At 38.8% G+C, this 25,969-nt stretch carries 20 protein-coding genes; 5 read left to right on the top strand and 15 right to left on the bottom strand.

All coding sequences use genetic code 11. The annotated features are described in order from the left end of the window. Positions 1-18: 18 nt before the first annotated feature. The 7 genes from FTV17_RS06610 to FTV17_RS06580 all read right to left on the bottom strand — a co-directional run bounded on the left by FTV17_RS06610 (position 19) and on the right by FTV17_RS06580 (position 10,048). On the bottom strand, positions 19-609 hold the full coding sequence (locus tag FTV17_RS06610; RefSeq protein WP_092766758.1) for a tetratricopeptide repeat protein: 591 nt from the start codon (positions 607-609) through the stop codon (positions 19-21). After that, entirely contained in the window at positions 606-1,199 is a 594-nt protein-coding gene (gene metW, locus FTV17_RS06605; protein WP_092766759.1) for a methionine biosynthesis protein MetW, read from the bottom strand. The genes FTV17_RS06610 and metW overlap by 4 nt, the downstream gene beginning before the upstream one ends. Then, positions 1,199-2,359: a homoserine O-acetyltransferase gene (locus FTV17_RS06600; protein WP_179998662.1), complete on the bottom strand. Its 1,161-nt coding sequence runs from the start codon at positions 2,357-2,359 to the stop codon at positions 1,199-1,201. The genes metW and FTV17_RS06600 overlap by 1 nt, the downstream gene beginning before the upstream one ends. Before the next feature lie 101 nt (positions 2,360-2,460). Beyond that, positions 2,461-4,158, bottom strand: coding sequence for a 2-isopropylmalate synthase (gene leuA, locus FTV17_RS06595; RefSeq protein ID WP_179998661.1), 1,698 nt, complete (start codon positions 4,156-4,158; stop codon positions 2,461-2,463). Between the two features lie 318 nt (positions 4,159-4,476). Further along, a complete protein-coding gene (locus FTV17_RS06590; protein WP_179998714.1) occupies positions 4,477-5,160 on the bottom strand; it encodes a Fe2+-dependent dioxygenase in 684 nt (227 codons plus the stop codon). A gap of 64 nt (positions 5,161-5,224) precedes the next feature. Beyond that, entirely contained in the window at positions 5,225-7,516 is a 2,292-nt protein-coding gene (locus FTV17_RS06585) for a TonB-dependent siderophore receptor (protein WP_179998660.1), read from the bottom strand. Between the two features lie 273 nt (positions 7,517-7,789). Then, positions 7,790-10,048, bottom strand: a complete 2,259-nt coding sequence (locus FTV17_RS06580; RefSeq protein WP_179998659.1) for a TonB-dependent receptor domain-containing protein — start codon at positions 10,046-10,048, stop codon at positions 7,790-7,792. A 265-nt stretch (positions 10,049-10,313) separates the two neighbouring features. On the opposite strand from FTV17_RS06580, the gene tig reads away from it, so the two are divergent. The 4 genes from tig (at position 10,314) to FTV17_RS06560 (ending at position 14,686) form a co-directional block, all read left to right on the top strand. Next, a complete protein-coding gene (gene tig / locus FTV17_RS06575) occupies positions 10,314-11,645 on the top strand; it encodes a trigger factor (protein ID WP_179998658.1) in 1,332 nt (443 codons plus the stop codon). A 194-nt stretch (positions 11,646-11,839) separates the two neighbouring features. Then, positions 11,840-12,451 carry an ATP-dependent Clp endopeptidase proteolytic subunit ClpP gene (clpP, locus tag FTV17_RS06570; protein WP_035265270.1) on the top strand — a complete coding sequence of 204 codons (612 nt, stop codon included), beginning with the start codon at positions 11,840-11,842 and terminating at the stop codon, positions 12,449-12,451. A gap of 33 nt (positions 12,452-12,484) precedes the next feature. Then, complete coding sequence (gene clpX, locus FTV17_RS06565) at positions 12,485-13,795, top strand: ATP-dependent protease ATP-binding subunit ClpX (RefSeq protein ID WP_179998657.1); 1,311 nt, start codon at positions 12,485-12,487, stop codon at positions 13,793-13,795. A gap of 138 nt (positions 13,796-13,933) precedes the next feature. Next, positions 13,934-14,686: a DUF2846 domain-containing protein gene (locus FTV17_RS06560; protein WP_179998656.1), complete on the top strand. Its 753-nt coding sequence runs from the start codon at positions 13,934-13,936 to the stop codon at positions 14,684-14,686. A 27-nt stretch (positions 14,687-14,713) separates the two neighbouring features. On the opposite strand, the gene FTV17_RS06555 is transcribed toward FTV17_RS06560, so the two are convergent. The 8 genes from FTV17_RS06555 to FTV17_RS06520 form a co-directional block, all read right to left on the bottom strand. Next, positions 14,714-15,256: a DUF2059 domain-containing protein gene (locus tag FTV17_RS06555; protein WP_179998655.1), complete on the bottom strand. Its 543-nt coding sequence runs from the start codon at positions 15,254-15,256 to the stop codon at positions 14,714-14,716. Between the two features lie 71 nt (positions 15,257-15,327). Then, positions 15,328-16,854: a fumarate hydratase gene (locus FTV17_RS06550; RefSeq protein ID WP_179998654.1), complete on the bottom strand. Its 1,527-nt coding sequence runs from the start codon at positions 16,852-16,854 to the stop codon at positions 15,328-15,330. A 495-nt stretch (positions 16,855-17,349) separates the two neighbouring features. After that, a complete protein-coding gene (locus tag FTV17_RS06545; protein ID WP_179998653.1) occupies positions 17,350-17,727 on the bottom strand; it encodes a surface-adhesin E family protein in 378 nt (125 codons plus the stop codon). Between the two features lie 14 nt (positions 17,728-17,741). Further along, the gene (locus FTV17_RS06540) at positions 17,742-18,608 is read right to left on the bottom strand and encodes a hypothetical protein (protein ID WP_179998652.1); all 867 of its coding nucleotides are present in this window, start codon (positions 18,606-18,608) and stop codon (positions 17,742-17,744) included. Positions 18,609-18,613: 5 nt separating this feature from the next. After that, positions 18,614-19,087, bottom strand: coding sequence for a hypothetical protein (locus FTV17_RS06535; protein WP_075167434.1), 474 nt, complete (start codon positions 19,085-19,087; stop codon positions 18,614-18,616). Between the two features lie 173 nt (positions 19,088-19,260). Beyond that, on the bottom strand, positions 19,261-21,402 hold the full coding sequence (gene pta, locus FTV17_RS06530) for a phosphate acetyltransferase (RefSeq protein WP_179998651.1): 2,142 nt from the start codon (positions 21,400-21,402) through the stop codon (positions 19,261-19,263). A 56-nt stretch (positions 21,403-21,458) separates the two neighbouring features. Next, positions 21,459-22,682: an acetate/propionate family kinase gene (locus tag FTV17_RS06525; RefSeq protein ID WP_179998650.1), complete on the bottom strand. Its 1,224-nt coding sequence runs from the start codon at positions 22,680-22,682 to the stop codon at positions 21,459-21,461. Positions 22,683-23,065: 383 nt separating this feature from the next. Next, on the bottom strand, positions 23,066-24,331 hold the full coding sequence (locus FTV17_RS06520) for a glutamate-5-semialdehyde dehydrogenase (protein WP_179998649.1): 1,266 nt from the start codon (positions 24,329-24,331) through the stop codon (positions 23,066-23,068). 287 nt (positions 24,332-24,618) lie between these two features. Here FTV17_RS06520 and FTV17_RS06515 point away from each other — a divergent pair, with 287 nt between their 5' ends. Next, positions 24,619-25,941: an alpha/beta fold hydrolase gene (locus tag FTV17_RS06515; RefSeq protein WP_179998648.1), complete on the top strand. Its 1,323-nt coding sequence runs from the start codon at positions 24,619-24,621 to the stop codon at positions 25,939-25,941. Positions 25,942-25,969: the final 28 nt, after the last annotated feature.

The raw sequence follows: 25,969 nt of genomic DNA, 5'->3' as shown, positions 1-25,969 counted from the left end.
TCAAACTTATAAGCGTAATTAACGGCTTTGAATCCATTGATCAGCACGGTCACGTGCAGTACGAATTTGTTCTGGTGTCAGGTTGGCAGCCAAAGCCGTCTTTTTTGTCTCAGACATATTGATCACTTTATTATCTAACATGCCATCACGTGTAGAAAGCTCATACCATTGGTAAGCACCCATATAGTTTTTCTTTTGCTCTTCCATAACGGCTAAATTGAAGCTTGCACGATTGTCACCATGACTTGCTGCTTTTTCGAAGTATTGGCGAGCTAAGGTTTCATTTTTAGCAACACCAATACCGTCAGCATACATACGACCCACATTCAGCTGAGCAGATGAAATACCTTGATCGGCTGCTGCCTTATACCAAACGAAAGCTTGCTTTAGGTCTTTAGCAACATCTTTACCATGTTGATAATGTGTTGCCAAATAAAACTGGGCAGCCGGTTGGCCTGCTCGAGCAGCTTTTTGGAGCTCAGATACAGGCATACGTGAATACTGTGCAGCCAGTGCAGAAGTTGATGGTTGTTGAGGTACATAATCTGCATGAACTTGGAAACTCAACAACCCTAGAAATAATGAAGTACCTAAGAATAACTTTTTCATAGAGCGCTCACTCGATAAATCGCGACCTCGCCAAACAAGTTCGGGATATGCTTGCTGAGCAAACTCCCTTGTTGATTCCCATTCACGGCTAAACGGTCAATAATTTTAATTTGATTCTCAGCACAAAGTGCTTCGAAGTCCTTAAACGTGCACAGATGAATATTTGGAGTGTTATACCACATATAGGGTAAGGCATCCGAAACAGGCATTTTCCCTTTTAAAGCAAGAAAAGAGCGTGTTTTCCAGTGTGCAAAGTTAGGAAAAGTAATAATTGCTTGTTTCCCAACACGCACCATATCGCGCAAAAGCACATCAGGTGCATCTACAGCTTGCAAAGCTTGTGCCATGACAACATAGTCAAATGACTGGTCTGCAAAGCGTCCCAAACCGAGGTTCAAGTCTTGTTGGATGATATTTAACCCTCGACTGACTGCAATTGCAATCTTTTCTTGATCAATTTCTAATCCGTATGCACGAATGTTGTGCTTTTTGCTCATATGAGCCAGTAACTCACCATCGCCACAACCAAGATCTAAAATGCTTGAATCTGGTTTAATCCATTTCTCTGCAAGCTTCTGATCGATACGCATTACACGGTCTCCTTAGGGGTTGAAGCAAGATGGTCTACACCACCTAAGAAAGCCCTTAAAGTCTTGACATATAAAGGGATAGGGAACAAGAACGAGTCATGACCTTGTTCTGCATCAATATCAACATAGCTCACAGGCTTATGATTGGTAATCAATGCATCCACAATTTCAACAGAACGGGAAGGAGAGAATCTCCAATCCGTAGTAAATGAAATTACAAGGAATTTACATTTTGTATTCGACATTGCTTTAACTAAAGATTGTTCATACTCGCGAGAAGGATCGAAGTAATCCAAAGCTTTAGTCATGATCAAGTAGGTGTTCGCATCAAAGTTACGACTAAATTGTTCACCTTGATAACGAAGATAACTTTCAACTTGGAATTCAACATCGAAACCATACATGAATTTGCCAGATTTTAAATCACGACCAAATTTTTGTTTCATGGCTTCTTCAGAAAGGTAGGTAATGTGACCTACCATGCGCGCTAGAATAAGACCACGTTTAGGATAGCTATCTTTTTCTAAATAGCGACCATGATGAAAATCAGGATCGGACAAAATGGATTGGCGCGCGACCTCATTAAATGCGATATTTTGCGCTGAAAGTTTAGGCGCACTGGCAATAATGACACAGTTATTTAATCGGTCAGGATAATCTACAGACCACTGAAGTGCCTGCATGCCTCCCAAAGAGCCACCAATAATAGAGTGCCAAACAGTGATACCAAGACGATCAGACAGCATTGCTTGAGTTTTAACCCAATCACGCACGGTCACTAATGGAAAATCTGGACCATAAGGACGATTTTCATTTTCAGGATTTGGGGAGGTTGGTCCTGTTGATCCGTTACAACCACCAATATTGTTTAATGCCACCACAAAAAATCTATTGGTATCAATTGCTTTGCCTGGCCCAATACAAGCATCCCACCAACCTGCTTTTTTATCATCTTCATGGTGATAACCAGCAGCATGATGATGACCAGAAAGCGCATGGCAGATCAAAATTGCATTGGATTTATCTGCATTGAGTGTGCCATAAGTTTCGACCATCAATTCGAAACGTGGTAAAACGCGGCCACATTCTAATGCGAGTGGTTCTTCAAATTGGAACTTTTGTGGAACAACAATGCCCACTGAGTCAGCTGGAAAAGACACAGGATAAATTCGCCTAAAATCTTAAGTATGAATAAATAAAAGGATACCACTTGAGGGTATCCTTCTAAAGTCATTTTCGTGCTAAATATTATTGCTAATATTTATACTGCCGCAGCGATCACTTGATCTGTGCTCAAAACACCTTGATCAATTAAACGATTTGTACATGCAATAATTCCTTCAATAGATGAAGTCACGATGTTGTCATGTACACCAGCACCGAATGCTGATTTACCTGTACCTTTGACTTGAAGTTCAATTAGTGCCAACGCTTTAGCATTTGCACCAGAACCAATGCTACGTTCTTCATAGTTCACAACATCGATTGGCAACTGTAAAGCATCTAAAATTGCAGAGATTGGTCCGTTGCCTTCACCACGTAGATGTTGAACTTGACCACCGACTTCAATATCTAATTCAATGACTTGATTGCCATTTTCATCAGATAATCGATAGTTTTTCGCGACATAATGTTTATCTTTCTGATTTACATATGTACTTTGGAATAAACTCCAAATTTGCTCAGCAGAAACTTCTACGCCTTCTTTGTCAGCGACTTGTTGCACGACTTGCGAGAACTCAATTTGTAAGCGACGTGGTAATACGACGTTGTAGTTCGACTCTAACAAGTATGCGATACCGCCTTTACCTGATTGTGAATTGACACGAATGACTGCGTCATAATCACGTCCCAAATCTTTAGGATCAATTGGTAAGTAAGGCATATCCCAAATTTCTTCGTTTTTCTGGAACTCAAAGCCTTTTTTAATCGCATCTTGGTGTGAGCCAGAAAATGCAGTAAATACTAAATCACCCGCATATGGATGACGTGGATGAACGGGTAAACCTGTACATTCTTCAATAGTAGAAATGATTTCATTAATATTTGAAAAATCTAGATTTGGAGCGACACCTTGGGTATACATATTTAATGCAATCGCTGCAACGTCAACGTTACCTGTACGTTCACCGTTACCAAATACACAACCTTCCACACGATCAGCACCAGCCATGATCGCTAACTCAGATGCTGCAATACCGCATCCACGGTCATTGTGACAGTGTACAGAAATAATGACACCGTCGCGGCGTTGTAAGTTGCGATGCATCCATTCAACTTGGTCAGCGTAAACATGAGGCCCAGAAACTTCAACAGTCGCGGGTAAATTCAAGATAACTTTATTATCTGGGCGAGCATCCCAAATTTCAGTGACTGCATCACAGACATCTTTTGCAACTTCTAATTCAGTCGCGGTAAAGCATTCAGGAGAGTATTGGAACACCCATTCAGTTTCAGGATATTGCGCTGCATATTCTTTCACTTTTTGAGCCGCATTCACCGCTAAGGCTTTCGCACCCGCTACATCAACATTCAATACTTTTTGACGGAATGTTGGTGAGTTTGAATTATAGATATGCACAATTGCACGTTTTGCACCTTGTAATGATTCAAATGTACGTTGAATCAAGTGATCACGAGCTTGAACTAATACTTCAATATAGACATCATCTGGAATATGATTTTCTTCGATTAATTTACGGGTGAAGTCAAAATCAATCTGTGAGGCAGATGGAAAGCCAATTTCGATATGTTTGAAACCAATTTTCACCAACATTTGGAACATCTTGAATTTTTGTTCGATGTTCATTGGTTCGAAAATAGCTTGGTTACCGTCACGAAGGTCGGTGCTCATCCAAATTGGCGCTTTATTAATTTCGTTATTTGGCCATTGACGGTCAGGTAAGTCTACACGTTGGTACATGCGACGGTATTTTTTGCTTGGATCAGCCAACATCATGAGATAACTCCTTTCATAGCACAACATGCTTGGGTCTTGTGTAAAGGCACTGCGCTATTTATATCGATTGTGTCTATTCTATCAATTTACAAGTGGCTTACTGCATCATTTTGCTGAATTCTCTAAAAATCTTTTGAATATATAGAGCTTAGCTATACCGTCACAGTGCTTGTAAATTCTTTCTTTTATTATAGTGCGATCTTCAAGAGAATTATTCCCTGATTTAGATCAAAGTATGATGAATGTGAAATTTTTTTTCATAATATAATGATCATTTAATAATTAATTTCATTATAAAAATTTAAGATGAAAAATAAATTACAGTTCTGCCCATTTTCGAATTAAATTGTGATAGAGGCTCGTGAGTTTGATGACTTGCTCATGTTGATCCCCTAATTCCATACGAAGTTGCTGAATAGATTGATCTAAAGTAAATAACATATGTCGATTTGAATCATCTCGAATCATACTTTGTATCCAAAAAAATGATGCCAAGCGACACCCCGATTGGATAGAAGTGACTTCATGTAAGCTAGTAGATGGATAAAGTATCAAATCTCCTGCAGGGAGTTTGACTTCGTGATATCCATAGGTATCTTCAATGACTAATTCACCGCCGTCATATTCGTGCGGATCACTCAAGAATAAAGTGCAAGATAAATCTGTTCTTAAGCGTTCTTGTGAGCCTTGAACTCTGCGAATCGAATTGTCGACATGAAAACCGAATGATTGATGCTGTTCATAGCGATTAAACAGAGGGGGGATGATATCTAGTGGAATTGCTGCTGATAAGAATAAAGGATGTTGACCTAGGGATTCTAAAATAATATCACCTAGATGTTTGGTGAGGGGATGATCATTAGAAAGTTGCTGATTATGTTTCACTGTTGCAGAGAGTGTTCCAGCTGTTACCTTTCCATTGACCCAATCTACTTTAGACATTTCTTCACGAAAATATCGAACTTGTTCGGGGCTTAGAATATTTGGAATATGATGAATCACTACGATCACTCACTGCTTTAGGTGATGAAAAGCATAGCTCGTATAGAGCTATGCTGAAATGAAATTAAAACTTGAAATTTAAAGACAATACAGCATTTCGACCTTCAGCTTCAGTTGCATAATGTGAAGCATAAGCTTTCGTGAAATAACGTGTATCTGAGAGATTATTGACGTTCAATTGAAGATCAATATCTGAATTTACTTGATAGCGAGCCATGGCGTCATAACGAACATAGCCTGGTACAAATTTGGTATTTGCAGCATCTCCATACACTCGATCCATAGCTAAAACACCAGCACCTAATTGTAATTTAGGGAGAACTTGGTAAGTTGTCCACAAAGTGGCAGAGTGTTTTGCGACATTTTGGACTTGGTTACCATTAGTTGGGCTAGCCGAATAACTTCCATCGCTATTTTTGACATAACCTGCATCAATAATTTCACTATCTAAATATGTGTATCCTACAGATAAAGCCCATTTATTTGTGATATTGCCGTTTAAGCCTAATTCAACGCCATCAACACGTGTCTCACCAATATTTCTTGTAAATCCATCACTATCTAAAGCGCGAGTATTTTCTTTTTCTGTACGGAAAATAGCAGCTGTGAGATTAATTCTGTTATTCAAAAGGTCCCATTTGGTTCCGATTTCATAGGTTTTGACTTCTTCAGGTTTGAGGTTGTTAATTGCTCTTGCTTGTGCATCAGTTGTATTGCGTCCAGGGACACTTAACCCTTCTGAACCATTACCAGCATCGATTCCAACGGGATTAGCTGAAGTCGCATAGCTTGCATAAATTGATCCATTTTCTCTTGGTTTAAAGGTTAATCCAGCTTGATAATTGAAGAAATCGTGTTTTGAATTATATTTTGTTCCTGCTTGAATTGCTGAAGTGCCTGAACCAGTATCTTGATTGTATTTCATTTCAGTTTCGAATTCATCCCAGCGAATACCAAGGTCAAGGAGCCACTGAGGATTAAGCTCAATATTATTTAGGGCATATACTGATTGTGTTTCAGATTTAATCTTCATGACATTTGGATTCGCTTGAACTTTACCTAGCCAAGCATCATTCGAATTGGGGTTATAAAGATCAGTACACCAACCATTTGAAATATTTAATGAGCATGCATTATTAGCACCACTACCGCCTATTAACGTGGTATTAGGGTCGGTTACAATGTTTATGCCGCGTTCAGAATCTTGTTTACTGTATTCAGCACCCAAATTGAAATTATGTTTTATGATGCCTGTTTGGAATTTACCTGTTAATGCGAGTTGATCTGTAAAACTGTCAGTGGTTGTTAGGTTGGTATTTAGACGACGCCAAACTTTTCCATTTGCGACGTTGCCCTGACTGTCATCTGGTTGAGTCCATAAGTAATTATTTTTTGATTTGCTATAGACAGCAGTATTCGTCAAGCTTAAATTTTCGCTAAAATCGTGCTCTAGCTTAAGGGTCCCACTTTGATTTTCTTGCTTTTGAAAATCACGATTTAACCAACCGTAGTATGTACCCTGTTTAACATCAACGGGTGAGCCGACGGTCGCTTTTCTGTCAGTGTCGTATTTATATGGAATACCTGAATCTGGCTTATCATCAGACTTTAGGTAGTAGTAGGCTAGTGTCGCTCGAGTGGGCGTGTCTAACCCAAAGCTAATACTTGGTGCAATACCAGCACGTTCATATTCAGCGCCATTATGTTGTCCCGCTTTTTCATTCTGGTGACCCATTGCCACGACACGAGTCGCAATACCATTCCCAAAATCTTTATTTGCATCTAATGTGATACGTGCATAAGCATCAGTACCGCCAGCAACAGAGCCTTGGAAAGCATCTCCAGATTTGGCTAATTTGGAAATTAGGTTAATACTACCACCCGTAGAACCTCCACCACCTAAAGTAGAGGCGGAGCCTTTGGTGACTTCAACCTGCTCGACTGCAAACATTTCACGGTTTTGAGAAGTAGAGTTCCTCACACCGTCAACGTACATTGAACTTTCAGAGTTATAACCACGGATAAATGGACGGTCACCATTTGGGTTGCCACCTTCGCCCGCACCAAGTGTAATTCCTGGAACAGTTCTTAAAGCATCAGACAGCGTAGTCACTTGAGTATCTTGTATCTGTTTTTGAGAAATAACAGAGATTGATTTGGGGGTATCGAGTAGGGGGGCAACGTATTTAGCGTTTGAGGATTTGTCGACTTTAAATGACTGCTCTGATTGAGCCTCTGATTTAATTGTTTCTAAATGCGCTGTATCTTCTTGTGCAAAAGTTTGACCTGAAATAACAGCCAATGACGTTGCTATAGCAGATGAAACGATTTTTTTACGTGTTGTGATAAAGGCCATGTTTAACCTGATATGAATTTGTTTTCAGGTTGAGAATAATAATGATTCTTTTTTAGCTTGAACGGGTCTTAAAATTGATATTTGCGATTTAAGTTAAACTAAATAACGGAAGCTTAAATGTAATAATGTAATATTTTATATATAAGTAAATGAATTTAAATAATATTGGAAAAATTAAAGTTTCTACATTTTTGTATGGCTATTTTTAATAGGGAATTTTATTTTATTAAAATAAAAAACCCTGCTAGCGCAGGGTTTATTAAATTCAACAGTTTAAAATTTGAAAGTTGTACTTAGTTGAACGCGACGACCTTCTTGAGTGTTGGTATAACGGTTGTAGTACTGATCATCTAAAGTGACATATTGAAGATCAACAAAATCTTTATCAAAAATGTTGTAGATAGCAATGCCGACATCTATATTATCATTCACAGTATAGTTTGTACCAAGGTGCCATTGGGTGTAACCTTTGAAATCACCTAACGCATTTTTAACATTGCCTTCTTCACGTAATTGGCTACTACGATATTCACCACGCAACCATAAGCTCATGTTATCAGCAGGCACATAGTTAACTAAAAGGTTTGCCACATGTTCTGCATTATCTATGTCATCTGTTGTATTACCCAAAGCATCGGTAAGTTCACCTTTAGTCCATGTATAGTTCGCCGATAACTTCCACTGGTCATTTAACTGATAACCTGCACCTACTTCAATACCATGAGATTCTGCTTCATCCGCATTATAAGGGCGAGCAAGGGTTAAGTTACGATTTGATGCGGTGTTCCAATCTATGCCCCATTCTGCAAACTTGGCATTACATGCATCTACTGCACCAGAACAATCGAATTCAATTGGACGACCGTTATAACTCACCCCAGGCACATAAGTACCTTTCGCAACTAAATCAGCAATATCTTTATCCTGAATATGTACTAAAGAGTAACCAGCACCAACTGTTGTGATTTTATCTTTAGTCTTGTTTTGGAAGAATGTTAAGTTGGCATTAAAGCCAGCTTGGTTGTCGAAATAAACACCAAGTTCGTAGTTTTCACTTGTTTCAGGCTCTAAGTTAGCGCTACCTAATACCGGTGCACGACCTTGGCTCGCAACGTTTGATAGACCTTGAGTTAATTGCTCTAAACGTGGCACTTTATAGCCTTCAGAATATCCACCTTTTGCAGTCCATTGTTCATTCACATTCCATACGACATATGCACGTGGTGTGAAGAAATCACCAAAGCTGCTGTGGTCGTCAAAACGCCCCCCTAAAGTTAAGTTTAAGTTTGGTAAGATGCTCCAAGTATCTTCAATAAATAAGCCATATTGGTCAAAAGACAGTTCAGGGTTGGCACGGCGGATGCCATCCTTAACGCTTGATTCCCACCACTGGGCACCAACGGTTAAGCTATGATTTTCAAATTTTTGGGTGCTAAATTTAGTATCGAAATAGGTGTCTTCACTTGTTAGTTTGCGATCATTGAAATTATTTTTTTCAGCAGCACTTAACATGCCTGCAGGGATTAGACGACCAATAGTTTCAGTTTCAACATGTGAAATGCTGCTCTCAAGCTTACCAAAGTCGGCATCCCATTCATGTGAGATATATCCTTTAGTACGTTCATATTCTTGGCTTGGGCCATAACCCTGTGTTGCTGATGGGGCTAATGGTTTACCAAAGTTATCAAGGTAAGTACCTAATTGACCGCGGCTGTTATCGAACCATTGTTGTGTATTTTCAACATCTAATGCAATTGTATGGTCAGCATGTGGTGTTAAAGTAATACGTGCACCTAAAGTTTCAATGTCAGACTTAGTCGGGCTATTACCTTGTGTTAAAGCACCATTTGGATCACTCAGATAAGATTGTTGACGCTCGGCTTTACGGCCACGTAATTGCACGCCAACTAAATCTTTAATTATAGGGCCAGAAGCAAACACTTCAGCTGAATATTGGTTCCCAAAGTCAGAACTATTCGGGAGAATGGTACCATTAAGTGTTAATGATCCTGTCCATACATCTGAGACTTTTTTGGTGATAATATTAATTACCCCACCCATAGCATCTGAACCATAAAGGGTTGACATTGGACCACGAATAACTTCTATTCGTTCAATTGCAGAAATTGGTGGAATAAAATTATTATTTGATTCGCCGAAGCCATTAGGGGTGATGCTACCTACAGAGTTTTGCCGTTTTCCATCAATTAACACTAAGGTGTATTCTGCTGGCATACCACGCATACGGATATTAAGTGTACCTGTTTTACCAGCTGCTGGACTAATATCAACACCTTCAACTCCTTTAAGTGCATCAGCAAGAGAGGTTACACGTTTGGTTTTGAAATCTTCGCTTGTTAAAACTGTAATTGATGCAGGAGCATCTTTGATTTTCTGTTCGTAACCAGCTGCAGAAACTACAATTGTAGAAAGTTGATGAGCACTATTTTCATTTGTCGTATTTGCAGATGTTACACCGCTAGACAAAGCGAATAATGCAACTGTAAGAGGTTGAAGCTTAAACTTACTCATATTATGTTCTTCCGCTGGTATGAGTGATGCTTGAGGGCATGATCAAATTTGATGCAAATATTAATGATAAACTTTATCATTTGCAATAAAAAACAAACAATAATTAAGAAAAATGAATTGAATATGGTCAAACCTTATGAGCAAAAAAATATTCTCAGGTATATAAAAAAGATGGTTTGAAAAAGGTATTTTGTATATCTTTGATTGTTGTCATATAATGTGGCACTTTAAAAATTGCAATTACTATTTCTATATCGAGGAAGCCATGCAAGTAACTTCTGAAGCGGTTTCGGGCGTAGCCCGTCGTTTAAATGTATCTGTACCGACGAGCCGTGTTAATGAGCAATTCGAAGCTCGTTTAAAACGTACTGCTAAAACAGTTAAGATCAACGGCTTCCGTCCAGGTAAAGTGCCTTTAAATGTTGTTCGTCGTGAATACGGCGCGAGCATTTACCAAGAAGTGGTAAATGATGTTATTCGTGACACAGTATTCGAAGCAATTCAACAAGAGAAAATCAATGCTGTAGGCATGCCTAACATTGAAAAAGTTGAAAACAAAGAAGATGCTTTAGTTTATGAAGCAACTGTTGAGGTTTACCCAGAAGTTTCAGTTAAGTTTGACGGCTTAGAAGTTGAACGTAAATCTACTGAAGTAAATGATAAAGATGTAGATCAAATGATCGAAAATCTTCAAAAGCAACGCGCGACTTGGACTGAAACAAAAGGCATGGCTAAAAAAGACATGCAAGTTACTTTTGATTTCGAAGGTTCTATTGACGGCGAAAAATTTGAAGGTGGTTCTGCTGAAGACTTCAAACTTGTACTAGGTTCTGGTCGTATGATCCCTGGCTTCGAAGACGGTATCGTTGGTATGAAGAAAGGCGAAGAGAAAGTAATTGATGTAACTTTCCCTGAAGATTACCAAGCAGAAAACCTTGCAGGTAAATCAGCTCAATTCAAAATCACAGTTAAGCTTGTTGAAAAACAAAAGCTTCCTGACGTAGATGCTGAATTCCTAAAAATCTTTGGTTTAACTGAAGAAGAAGGTGTTGAGAAGTTAAAAGCTGACGTTCGCAAAAATATGGAACGTGAAGTGAAAAACGGTCTTCGCAATCAAGTGAAAGGTGCAACTTTTGATGCGCTTGTAGCTGCAAATGAAATCGAAGTACCTACATCTATGTTGTCTCAAGAAATTGACCGTCAACGTCAACAAATGATCCAACAGTTTACTCAACAGTTTGGTGCTCAAGGCGCTAAAGCATTTGATTCAAGCATGCTTCCAGATGAATTATTCAAAGAGCAAGCTGAAAAATCAGTAAAATTAGGTGTTTTGGTGAGCAGTATTCTTGCTGAAGCAAAAATCGAAGTTGATCAAGCACGTGTAGAAGCTTATATCGAAGATATGGCGACTTCTTATGAAGATCCTACAGAAGTTATTGAATACTTCAAAAATGATAAGCAACAACGTGCACAAATCGAAGCTGTTGTTTTAGAAGACCAAGTTGTAGATCACATCTTAGCGTCTGCTAAAGTAACTGATAAAGCTGTTAGCTATGAAGAATTGTTGAAAGAACAACAAGCTCGTCAACAAGGCTAATCGGTTATCCGAAGGAAGAGGCGCTTAACGCGCCTTTTTTCTTGTAAAAAAAATATGGATCAACTTGTCCTGTATTCACAAAGCCTAATCAAAAAATATCTGATATTTAATGGTGAATATTTTGCATTTTCGACAATTATCCCTCATATTGTGAAAATGTATTGAGTGACAAAAAATTCAGGAATAAATAACGTATGTATGTTCCAACAATTGATAATGCTTTGGTTCCAGTTGTCGTAGAGCAATCATCTCGTGGTGAGCGTTCTTTTGATATTTTCTCGCGTCTTTTACGCGAACGTGTCATTTTCTTAACGGGTGAAGTTGAAGACAATATGGCGAACTTAATCGTTGCGCAAATGTTGTTCTTAGAAGCTGAGAACCCAGAAAAAGATATTCATTTGTACATTAACTCACCTGGTGGTTCAGTGACTGCGGGTATGGCAATTTACGATACGATGCAATTCATCAAACCAGATGTCGTGACGTATTGCATGGGCCAAGCGGCATCAATGGGCGCTTTTTTATTGAATGCTGGTGCTAAGGGTAAACGTTACTGCTTGGAAAACGCTCGTGTTATGATTCACCAACCATTGGGTGGTTTCCGTGGTCAAGCCTCAGATATTGAAATTCATGCACGTGAAATTCTATTTATTAAAGAGCGTTTGAACCGTCTAATGGCTGAACACAGTGGCCAAGATTACGAAACTGTTGCACGTGATACAGACCGTGATAACTTTATGACCGCTCAAGCTGCAAAAGAATATGGTTTGGTCGATGAAGTTTTAACGAAACGTCCGCAACTTTAAGCTGTAAAGCATAGAAATTTATTTGGAGTGAAGATGTCTGAAAATCCTCAAGGACAAAAGCATTGTTCATTTTGCGGTAAAACGCAGTCTGAAGTGGGTAAACTCATTGCAGGCGAGGACGCTTACATTTGTAATGAATGTGTAGATGTATGCTTAGATTTAGTTCAGACGAGCCAGCAAGTCGAAACAGGTGAATGGGCAACTCGTCCATTACCTAAGCCGCATGAAATTCGTGCAGCTTTAGATCAATATGTGATTGGTCAAGACACTGCGAAAAAAACGCTCTCTGTTGCGGTATATAACCACTATAAACGTCTCAAAGTGACTCAATCTACTGCAAAGTCAGAAGATCGTGTAGAACTTGCTAAAAGTAATATCTTACTCATAGGACCAACAGGTTCGGGTAAGACTTTATTGGCACAAACTTTAGCGCGCTTATTAGATGTTCCATTTGCCATGGCTGATGCAACGACATTAACTGAAGCTGGTTATGTTGGTGAAGATGTTGAGAATATCGTACAAAAATTGCTACAAAAAGCAGATTACGATGTTGAGAAAGCACAGAAGGGTATCATTTATATCGACGAGATCGATAAGATTACCCGTAAGTCTGAAAATCCTTCAATAACACGTGATGTCTCAGGTGAAGGTGTTCAACAAGCGCTTTTAAAAATGATCGAAGGCACGGTAGCTTCAATTCCACCTCAAGGTGGTCGTAAGCATCCACAGCAAGAGTTCATTCAAATTGATACGTCTAATATCTTGTTTATCTGCGGTGGTGCATTCTCTGGTTTGGAGCGTGTCGTTCAACAGCGTCAAGAAAAAGGTGGAATTGGTTTCACTGCTGACGTGAAGACTAAAGATGACTCTAAGAAGTTATCTGAATTATTTAGTCAGGTAGAAGCTGCCGATCTTGTGAAATTTGGTTTAATCCCTGAATTCATTGGTCGTCTGCCAGTGATTGCAACGCTCGAAGAATTGGACGAAGAAGCATTAATGCAAATTTTGACTGAACCAAAAAATGCGTTAACGCGTCAGTATCAATACTTGTTCGAAATGGAAGATGTTGATCTATTATTCGAAGATTCAGCATTGCGAGCAGTTGCGAAAAAAGCACTTGAGCGTAATACAGGTGCTCGTGGTCTGCGTTCAATTCTTGAAAACGTCTTGCTCGATACGATGTACGATTTACCAAGTCGCTCTGATATTGGTACTGTTGTGATCAATGAAGCTGTGATCAATGAAAATGCTGAACCAGAATATCGAGCTGAGCGCCAACCTAAACAAGAACAACAAGTTGAAGAAAAGGTCGATTTAAAGATTTTAGATACTAAATCTGCTTAATTGATTGTAATTCATCTGAAACGCGTAAAAAGTCCCACTTTTTGCGCGTTTTTTGTTTTTAATCTCGGATTGAGATGATAATCTAACGATAACAAAAATATGACATAGAATAAAAAGTATACGTGATGAGGGATAATCATGCGATCAACCGTAGCAGTATGTGCTTTGAGTCTGTTTCTTGTGGCATGTCAGACACATAAAGGGCTTAACGAAAATAATCAAACTCATGTGGTTTCAACGTTAAAATCGGTAGATTTTAGTGAGAAAAAATCTTTTGTATCTCAGAAGCTAGATCAATATAAAGTTGCAGGATTTGATCTGGGCTCATGGGTAAATCAAAAACCCGGACAGTTTTTTAGCCGTGTAAAACCTCAACATCAGCAAGCCGCAGTGTTGTATCTGTACCGTCCTGATAGTAAGTGGAATCGTCAGGAAATTATTGCACCGAGTTTTTTTCTAAATGGTAAGCGCATTCCGAGTTTAATCAGCAATCATTATTATTGGATAGAGCTGGCTGAAGGGGATTATCAACTTAGTATCAGTCGACCTTTAACTGTGATGCATTTTCAAAAACCTTTGGTTGCAAGTTTTAGTGTTAAAGCGGGGCAGCAGTATTTCTTAAAATATGAAGAAGAACAGTTTCGAGGTGGACCAAATGGTAGTGAAGATCTCCTCAGAGTTGGACCATTGATGCAAATGCCAACAAAACAGGCATTAAGAGAAATTGGCATGACTCAGTTGAAAACGCCTGGGCTTAACTATGTTGCTGTTATTCAACCGAACGGAACATTGCAAAAATCAAAAGAAAAAATTAAAAACAAAGAATATAAAGCCAGTGATGATGTGCGCTTAACAGAACCTTTTAAGATATATGATCCACGCACATGGTAACTCTGATTCAGCAGAATGGTTTTTAGCTTATTTCGAGTCAGTATGAATACTTTGTTTTTGTAGTTGTTCTAATTTCTTTTGAACTTCAGCAAAATTCTTTTCTGTAGATTGTAAAGAGCCTGCAAGTTGTTGATTCAGGATTTTCATGGATTCTTGAGCAACAAGTGGACCTTTATTTAAAATGGATTGACCTGTTGGAGAGGAATAAAAGTCGATCTGGGCTTGAACTTCTTGTGCATCATAGACATCTTTGTAAATTTTGAGATAGATCGGTTTAAGTTTTTCCCAAGAAGTTTGCTTAATATTTTCTTGGTGAATTTTATCAGCCAGCTCATTGGCAATAACTTGTTGTTGTGGTGTTAATTTTTCGGTCTTAACAATATTTTTAACAATGCTATAGGCCTGTTGATCAATTTGGGGTCGGATTTGTTTAAGCGTACTTTGTAAGAGCTGATCTAAATTCAATACTTGTATGAGTTTTTCGATTTGTTGATCAGATGCTTGAGCTGCCATAACAGCAGGTGAGCAGATGATGCATCCGCTCAAAAATAATGTTCTTAAAATTTTCATGAGTATTCTCGGTATAAAAAAGCACCCTAATGATAGAGTGCTTTTTGAACTTGAGACAAGTCGAATATTATTTATTGTGCAGCTGCATCTACAACTGGAATTTTACCAATTTTAGCCTGCCAGATTTTTGGTGCAGTGGCGTGTACAGATGTACCGTTTACGTCTACTGCAACAGATACAGGCATATCTTTAACCACGAACTTGTAGATTGCTTCCATACCTAAATCTTCGAAAGCGACAACTTCAGCTTCACGAATTGCTTTAGATACCAGATACGCAGCACCGCCTACAGCCATGAGGTAAGTTGCTTGGTTGTCTTTGATCGCTTCAATCGCAGCAGGACCGCGGTCCGCTTTACCGATCATACCGAAAAGACCAGTTGCTTCTAAAACTTGACGTGTGAACTTATCCATACGTGTTGCAGTTGTTGGACCTGCAGGACCTACAACTTCGTCACCCACTGGATCAACAGGACCAACGTAGTAAATAAACTTACCTTTAAGGTCTACAGGAAGCTCTTCACCGTTGTTTAACATATCAACCATACGTTTGTGCGCAGCGTCACGACCTGTATAGATTGTACCGTTAAGAAGAAGCGTATCACCTGGTTTCCAAGAGTTCATTTCTTCTTGCGTGATGTTATCTAAGTCAACACGTTTAGAAGAAGATGAGTCCCAAGTGACTTCAGGATAGTCTTCAAGTTTAGGTGCAATAATATTCGCAACACCTGTACCGTCTAGTGTGAAGTGTGCATGACGAGTCGCAGCACAGTTCGGAATCATACCCACTGGTTTGCCCGCAGCGTGACAAGGGTAATCTTTAATTTTGATGTCTAGAACAGTCGTTAAACCACCAAGACCTTGTGCACCAATACCTAAAGCGTTTACTTTCTCGAAGATTTCGATACGAAGTTCTTCAAGTTTATTTTGCGGACCACGACGAAGTAATTCGTCCATGTCGATCTCTTCCATCAATGCTTCTTTTGCAAGCATCATGGCTTTTTCAGCAGTACCACCGATACCAATACCAAGCATACCTGGCGGACACCAACCTGCACCCATAGTTGGAACAGTTTTCAGTACCCAATCCACGATTGAGTCAGATGGGTTAAGCATTGCAAGTTTAGATTTGTTTTCTGAACCGCCACCTTTTGCTGCAACAGTGATATCTACTTTGTTACCTGGAACAAGTTTGTGGTAGATCACAGCAGGGGTGTTGTCTTTGGTATTCTTACGACCAAAAGCAGGATCAGCAAGTACAGATGCACGAAGTACGTTAGAGTTTTCTAAGTAACCTTGGCGAACACCTTCGTTAATCGCGTCGTCTAAGCTCATCGTTAAATCAAATTTAACGTCCATGCCCACTTCAACGAATACGTTGACGATACCAGTATCTTGACAGATCGGACGGTGACCTTCGGCACACATACGTGAGTTGATTAAGATTTGTGCGATCGCATCTTTGGCAGCTTTGTTTTCTTCACGGTCATACGCACGACTCATTGCTTGGATAAAGTCTTGTGGATGATAGTAAGAAATGAACTGAAGCGCATCTTTAACGGATGTGATCAAGTCGTCTTGCTTGATAATAGTTGTCATACAAATATCTCTTGAGCGGGCTGATAGCTAGCGGGCTAAATTATAAGACAAAATGGCAATGTTGTGGGTATTTTGGCAGGGGATTGGGCGAAAGTTTATAGAGTCTTTAGGCGACTTTTTTGTCGCGAAAAAAAGACGTTTTATGACAGGGTTTTGTAATAATTGAGGTGATATGACCGTCAAAATATGTCATATTATTTTACTTGAAAATTTTAAGTTTTTGAAAAATATAATTATTTAATTTTAAGATTATTTGTCATATTTTATTATTGTTATATAAATGTCATAAATCTTTCGCATAATCCACTCATCGAAACAAGAGACTCTGAACAATGCTTACAGGTATTTTGATGGCAGCTGGTTTTTGTGTATATATCGCTGCAACTTGGATGTACGGTCAGAAAGAAGATCAAGCCTAAGCTTCATCTTCTTTTTTATGTCTTTAGTATTGATCATAAAAATAATCAAACATTTAAAATCATAAAAAATAAATTTTTAAGATTTAATTTCATTTTCACAAATATATTCAATCATGCCGGAATTGTTTTTCTCCAGTTTAAAGCTTTCTGGATTGGCCATTTCCCAGACCATGCTGCCATTTTGGTAACGGCTTAAGCGTGAAATGTATTCACGGTTTGAAGCGCAGTCCAAAATGAAATCTGAGCGTAATTCATTATATTTGAGTTTACCTTCTGTTTTGCTGCTGTTAAATTTTTGCGCCACAACGACATGGTGATATTGCCCTTGTTTCTTAATGCTATCTAAATCAATTTGGAAGGTGATTCCATTATTTCTCAGCATAGTTTTAAAGTTTTCTGCGTATACACTTTGGATCGTAATGATACTCATGAGTATAAGAAGTATTTTTTTCATTTTTTATTTTCATCCTAATTTAAAAAGACTTTTTTGATAAAATTTTCTGTTTGTATTTTATTTTGACGGTAGTCTGAAATACCTTTGGCAGAAAAAATTGCATAATCACATCTGACGATCGGTGCAACATTTGGCTTTGTAGGGTTGGTTTTGCAGTTAATCGGTGAGACAGCTTGATCGACTCGATATTCATGGTCGAAATTGACTTGAAGATATATTTCACCATTATCTTTAAAGATTTGGACTGAACCAAATTGATGCCCAAGTTTTTGTGCTAATTGTTCAGCTTTGAGCTTCGACTTAAATTCAATACGATCATAATATCCGAAGGTAGATTTCAAAAGGTTTTGATCCAGTACGCCAACTGAGCTATAGACATTAGGAACCTCAATTTTTGAGAGTGCAAAACTTTGCTGATGCTGGTCGACGTTAATACCTTCAAAATTAATCTGATAGGCTGAACCCATATCTTTGATATGCGTTTTTAAGGTGACTTCACTGCATGAGTTGGAGACAGAAGAAGGCTGTCTTCGATCTTCAGCAAAAGTACTGTTACAAATACGCAGCTTTGTCGTGGTATCAGAGAGTGATCTTAAAGATGAATAATAACGTTTCCAAATATGATCAAAATATTGACTACGCGCTAAACTAGAAAAGTAGTTTTGGTTTGATACCAATCCCTTAAAACGTGTGGTTTCATTGACACTACTTTTTGGCACAATAATACTAAAACGATTTTTTGCGCCATTTAAGGGTTCACTTTTGGTAGATTGACCTGAATAGCTTAAAACTTTTTGATAAAGATTATTTTGTTCGCCTGTCACTTGGCAGCCTGTGAGTAACAACAGACTTGATGTGATGATTAAAAATTTCTTATTCATGATCATTACTCAAATACATAACTGACATCGACCGACAAAATTGGCGTTAAGCTTTGAATAATGCGTTGATTTTGATGATCAAAATAGACTTTCCAAGGATTGGCAATATTTTGACATTCAAATAAACCATAATATTTTTGTAAGTTTGGTGTATCTAAAATTTCTGCTCCACGATATGGGTATAAAGATTTAGGATGTTGTTCAATTTGAACCAGTTGTCCTAAGTCTTTTTCACAATATTGTTGAGCGCGTTCATACATTACCACACCAGCTTTGTATGAAACATTATTCAATGTAATTTGACGTGGACTTTTAAATTTATCGTGAAAATACTCTTGAACTGTAGGATATTGAACAAAAATGTTTTCATTTAGGTCGCTTGAAGAGTTCCATTTGTCAATGGCTTTGGTAAGCCAGCCAGCTTGAGTAAAGGTGCTGGTTAAGGTGAAACAGCCAAGTAGCATGAGTTGACGAATCATGTCTTATTCCCTATAAAAATTAAAATATTTATAAAGTTTTAGTAAAAAATGTTTATATATCATGAGGTAATGAATATAAATCAATAAAGGTGAAAGATACAGGAAAGAACCTGCAGATACAAATAGACCATTCAAATTTGACTAAATTGAATGGTCTAGTGAAGCTTAGTTTTTTAGACCGATTGTTGATCTGCTTGAATGGCAGTCAATGCAATGGTGAAAACAATGTCATCGACCAAAGCACCACGAGATAAGTCGTTGACCGGCTTATTTAAACCTTGCAACATTGGTCCAACACTTACAACGTTTGCAGAGCGCTGAACAGCTTTGTAGGTGGTATTACCTGTATTTAAGTCAGGGAAAATAAAGACATTGGCACGTCCAGCCACCTGCGAGTCAGGAGCTTTAGAACGCCCCACACTTTCCACAGAGGCAGCATCATATTGAAGTGGTCCATCGATCAATAAATCTGGGCGACGTTCTTTTGCGATGCGTGTTGCTTCAGCAACTTTTTCAACATCAGCTCCTGTCCCTGATGTTCCTGTTGAATATGAAATCATGGCAATACGTGGATCAATACCAAACGCTTTTGCTGAATCGGCAGATTGAATCGCGATTTCTGCAAGTTGCTCTGCGTTTGGATCTGGATTGATTGCACAGTCACCATAAACATAAACTTCGTCTGGTAGTAACATAAAGAAAACAGACGAAACTAAAGAGTAATCAGGTGCCGTTTTAATCAACTGAAATGCAGGGCGAACTGTATTGGCTGTGGTATGAACTGCACCTGAAACTAATCCATCCACTTGATCTAGTGCCAACATCATCGTTCCAAGAACCACTGTATCTTGTAACTGTTCTTTCGCTTGCAGTTCATTTAACTTGCCTTTTCGCAACTCAACCATTGGCGCAACATAGTTGTCACGGATGAGGTCTGGATCAATGATTTCTAAATCATCTGGTAATTCAATCCCTCGAGCTTTGGCCACATCCAATACTGCTTCTGGTTTTGCCAGTAAGATACAGTGAGCAATACCGCGTGATTGGCAGATCGTGGCTGCTTGAATCGTACGAGGTTCATCGCCTTCAGGAAGAACAATTCTTTTCTTCGCTGCGATTGATTTTTGTACCAGCTCATGACGGAATGCAGATGGAGAAAGACGTGGTTGGTATGAGCCATTCAGCAACTGCGTTACCCAATCCGCATCAATATGGCTAGATACAAATCGAGTAACTTGTTCAGCGCGAGCAGTATCATCTACAGGAATTTCATTGCTTAAATTAGCCAGTTGAGTCGCCGTTTCAAATGTACTCAATGGTGTGTGTAAAATAGGTAAACCCTGTTTTATCGCAGCTTGGCAGAAAGCCAGTACTTGTTGATTAGGCGCATAATGTTCAGTCAGTACTAAACCTGCAAGAGGAATACCATTGCTGCTTGCTAAACTACTTGCAAGTAATACATCAATACGATCTGATGCGCTAATAATCAGTTCGCCTGCCGTGAATTTGTGCAGTTCGCGCTCGATATTTGAAGCGATCAGGCTACTATGCAAAACGCGTCGTTGTGCAGCCTCACCTAAGTTAATCCATTCTGCTTGAATATGTTGCGCGATATCAGACATTCGCGGCACACTTAAAGTATTGCTGAAGGGGACTAATGCAATAACAGGAAGTTGTTCCGAACCAATGAGCGGATACGTTTTTTGAATTTCGCCGACAAATTGTTGAGTCTCTTGTGTCAAACGCAGACTTGGATCAATGGTCACTGGAATCTGTGCAGACTCCTCAGACAGACCTTTGGTTCGCATGAAAAGCACACCAGCTGTACGGTTGCTGTTTGCTCCACCAAAATTACGTAATTGGGTTTCTACTTTTTCTGCTGTATAGGCTGGTTGTTTGATATCAGCATTGCTCACAATGATGACTTTCGCATCTAGTGCTTGAGCAAGTTGAGCATTCAGTTCAGATGCAAAACTATCACGACTGTTTGGAACTAACCCTTCCACAATAATAAGATCATGTTTTTTAGCAATTTGACGATGTAGACGAACAGCTTCCTCTAATAACTCATCACTTTCATCAGCATTTAATTGCTGAACTACATTTTGATATGAGATTGGTTCAACTGTTTCGTTCTGAGAAACATGGCGGAATAACGCTGTGGTACGATCGAAATTTTCAGCATGTACTTCTTGTGAAAATGGCTTAACAAAACCAGCTTTTACACCTTGACACTCAAGTGCATAAATTAAGCCTAAACACGCTGATGTCAGACCTACACCTTCACCAGTTGGAACAAGTACAATTGTTTTCATATCATCAAAATCTATATCTAAAAATAAAAAAGAAATATGTCTGAGCGGGCGACTACTTAAGCAGTCGCGGTTTCAAGTTCAGACTTTTTTTCAGATGAATTCACATCTCCGATTTGATTCACCACATGTTCTGTTTCTTGTGCAATACGTCCTTCTTCATCTGTAGGAATGACCCAAATTTGTGGACCAGTACCATTATCAATGCGACCTTCTGTACCGCGAGCTAATTGGTCATTTTTTTCTTTGCTAAAGTTAAAACCAAAATGTGGCAAATAAGATAATGTTTTTTCACGGATAAATGCTGAGTTTTCACCAATACCACCTGTGAAGAATAAGCCATCAAGACGAGGTAAACCACAGCTGAGTGCTGCTAATGATTTAGCAAGACGATAGCAGAATACTTCAATAGCAAGTGCAGCATCTTCATTGCCTTCTTCTGAAGCTTCGATGAGTGTTCGCATATCGTTTGACAGGTTTGAAAGTCCTAATAAACCAGATTGGCTATTGAGCATTCTGTCAATTTTGTAAATGTCCCATCCCAGATTTTTGGCTAAAAAATTATGTAAGCTTGGGTCTACATCACCACTACGGGTACCCATCACTAAACCTTCGAGTGGCGTTAATCCCATAGAGGTGTCAACACTTTTACCATTCCAAATTGCACAAGTAGAACTACCGTTGCCTAAATGAGCGGTGAGCCAACCACCTTCACGGAAACTACCAGCAAGCTCAGAACCACGATCTGATACATAGGCATGGCTCGTACCGTGGAATCCATAGCGGCGAACATTATGTTCAGTGTATAAAAATTTTGGTACCGCATAACGATAGGCATGCGCTGGCATTGTTTGATGGAACGCTGTATCAAACACTGCAACTTGCGGTAAGTCTGGGAACAAACGTTTAGTCGCTTCGATCCCAACGAGATGTGCAGGATTATGTAATGGAGCTAAAGGTGTTGCTTCACGGATTTTTTCAATAATTTCATCGGTGATTAACTCTGCTTGAGTTAAAGAACCACCATGTACAATACGATGACCAATGGCATCAGGCTTGTGATTCGCTAAGCGAGATAATCCAACTTCAAGTGCTTCTTTGTGGTCTGCATTTGGAATACGAATATCAACTGGTTCGTTGCCTACAGTCACGCCTTTGATGCGCGCTTCTGGCGTACCTAAGTTTTCAGCAAGACCATGAATTCGGAAATCTTGATCTTTAAGTAATAATGCAAACTTGATCGAAGAAGAACCGCAATTGATGATAAGAACTGAATGAGGCATGGTATGTTCCTTTACTGGCAATTTTAATATTTCGTTTGTTTTCTTCCAAATGAACAAAAAATGTTATTTCTTGATCGTGGAGCATTTGTAACATGCGTTTTTTTATTGTCCTAGATAGACTTTAGGTGATTAGACTTAAGCACTATCGACCACTAAGGCAATAATAATTAAAATTTATAGTCTTTCTTTATTCATTTATTAAATAAATGATGGTTATATTTTAATTAAATTGTATGGGTAAAACATAGCATGTATTGTATTTTTTATATACCACTTCTGCTTTGTAATTGATTTAATTTATACGTTTTTTATTTCGTTATGATGAGTTGAATCACTCAAAAACAAAGCCCTTTACTCAAAGGGCTTTGTTTTTTAAGTTAGGTTTATTGACGGATTTGGCCATCGCCTAAAACAATCCATTTTTGTGAGGTGAGTCCTTCTAATCCGACTGGACCTCTGGCATGAATTTTATCTGTTGAAATGCCGATTTCAGCACCTAAACCATATTCAAAACCATCAGCAAAACGGGTAGAGGCATTGACCATGACTGAACTTGAATCGACGCGAGTAAGGAATTTTCGCGCCGTGCTAAAGTTTTCAGTAATAATCGAATCAGTGTGATGCGATCCGTATTTATTGATATGCAAAATTGCTTCATCAACGCCACTGACTACTTTAACCGCTAAAATAGGTCCTAGATATTCCTCATACCAGTCTTCTTCGGTCGCAGTTTTAATCTGTTCACCTAAAATTGCTTTGACTTTCAAGCAACCACGCAACTCAACTTGTTTTTCAGCATAAAGTTCAGCAATGCGAGGCAGAAAGTCGTCAGCAACTTTTTCATCAACCAGCAACGTTTCCATGGCATTACATACGCCATAGCGATGAGTTTTTGCATTTAACGCAATTGGCAATGCTTTTTGTAGATCAGCTTGGGCCTCAACGAAGACGTGACAATTACCATCAAGATGTTTGATTACAGGAATAGTCGCTTCACGTGTAATACGTTCAATTAAGCCTTTGCCACCACGTGGAACAATAACGTCAACATACTCAGAGAGGGTAATCAATTGCCCAACTGCAGCACGATCTGCTGTATTGACAACTTGGACTGCGTTAACTGGTACACCAGCTTGCTCTAAACCTTTTTGAATTGCGGTAGCAATGGCTTTGTTTGACTCTAATGCTTCTGAACCACCGCGAAGAATGATGGCATTGCCAGACTTAATCGCTAAAGAGGCTGCTTCTAGAGTGACGTTAGGACGTGATTCATAAATCATACCTACGACACCTAAAGGCACTCGCATTTTTCCAAGCTGAATACCAGACGGGCGATAAGCTAGGTCGGTAATTTCACCAATGGGATCAATTAAACTGATGACATCTTTAAGACCTTGTAACATTCCACTGAAGCGTGTGGGTGTAAGTTCCAAACGATCGAGTAATGCGCTGTCTAAATTGTTTTCATGACCACGAGTCATGTCTAGTTTATTCGCAGCTAGAATTTGAGCTTGATGGTCTTCCAAAGCGGTATGGATTGCCGTCAAAGCATTATTTCGTTCAAAAGTCGAAGATCCAGCCAAAAAGCGTGAAGCTTCACGCGCATTCTGACCGACGACTTGCATGTACTGTTCGATGGAGTCTTGCATAGCAGTTTAACTGATCATTTTAAAATCTCATTCAAATAGTAGCAGCGCAGATGACAACAATCTATGTTTATCAGCGAAAAAAGCTAAGTTGATAAAACTTGTAACTATTTTTAGAACCTAACGGCAGTTAAAAAAGATAAAAGGTGAATTCTTGCATTGCGCAGATTTCATGCATCTGTATAAAATGAAATGAATGTTAATTATGTTGCATAATCATAACGAATTGAGAGTATGATCAAATTAACGGCTGTGAAAACAAAACAATAAAGCCAAATGGAGATAAGGGAATGAATTCCATGATAAAAATGGAGCTTGAAGATTATTCAGCTGAAGACAGCACTCATTTTTTTGATCTGTACCATAAAAATAGTTTTAAAGAGCCGCCACGAACCACATGGATTGATGGCTGGAAAATTGAATATATGGCGATCGCATCGCCAGAAACACTGTACCAGACGCCAACGCTGATTGTCGGAGGCGCATTTCAAAATTTTAATTCATATAAATATTGCGTTGAACAGCTCTTCGAGAAAGGACCTGTTATTTTAATCGACTTACCATCTTTAGGTTCAAATCAACAAATCCACAATCGTGATACTGGAATTTCTGCTGGTACTCTAGAGCTACCAGAGCTTTCAAAAATGTTAGGTCAATGGTTGGATTTGGTGGAGATTAAGAAAGTCTCTGTCATGGGGATGTCATTAGGCTCTGTGGTTGCTTCCTGTTTTGCTCATTATCGCCCAGAACTGGTAGATCGATTGATTCTGATGGGCGTCATGCAGAAGACGCGGAAAAGCTGGCGTATGTTGCTTGAAGAGTCATTAATATTGATGCAAGAGCAACGTATGGATGAGTTTGGTCAGGCTGTCATTTTGTATTTGGTGAATCATGCAAAATTAGATCAAACGCGTATGTCTCCAACAGCTAAACGACTTTTTTATAAGCAGATGTCTGAGTTTGATATCGCTGAGCGTGAGCGATATGAAATCAACTGTAATCGTTTATTGCGTCTTTCCCATGTTCCAATTCCGATGTGTAAAACATTGGTCGCATGTGGTCAATTCGATAGTTTTACTTTGCCATTTGAGAATGCGAATTTTGCCTTGCAATGTCCAGATGTTGAGTTTGCAATGATTGCAAATGCGGATCATGTGCCTCAATTGCAACGTCGTAAAGAAACCATGAATCTTTTTACCAGTTTCTTAAAAGGCGAATCGATTCAAAATCTAGATGGGATCATTTATTTAGATAAAGACCAAATGCAATCATTGGATCGTAGAGGGGAAGTTCGATTTGCCCTTAAAAATGCACATTCTGTTTTAATTCATCAAACAAATGCAGAACGTTTTGAAGTTGAAATTAAAGACCTGAATTACTTTGGTGTATCATTCTTTTTGGATGACCCATCTCAAGTTGAAGTCTTACAGGAAGATGCTCGAAGTTTTGCAATTGAATTTGAGGATGAGCAAGGACATTTTGCTGTCGAATGTTTAATGTTCGATTTTATTGGAAATGAAGTAAGAGCATTATTCAAGCATGGTTATTTTGAGGTGGCTGATCGCTTACTTCAATTTATAGATACCCATAAACACAATGACAGCGTGGATTAGGCTGTCATTGAATTCAATTGAATCAGAA

This window comes from Acinetobacter sp. YH12239, from assembly GCF_013417635.1.
In the GTDB taxonomy this organism is placed as follows: Bacteria; Pseudomonadota; Gammaproteobacteria; order Pseudomonadales; family Moraxellaceae; genus Acinetobacter.
This window is presented reverse-complemented; position numbering and strand designations above follow the sequence as displayed.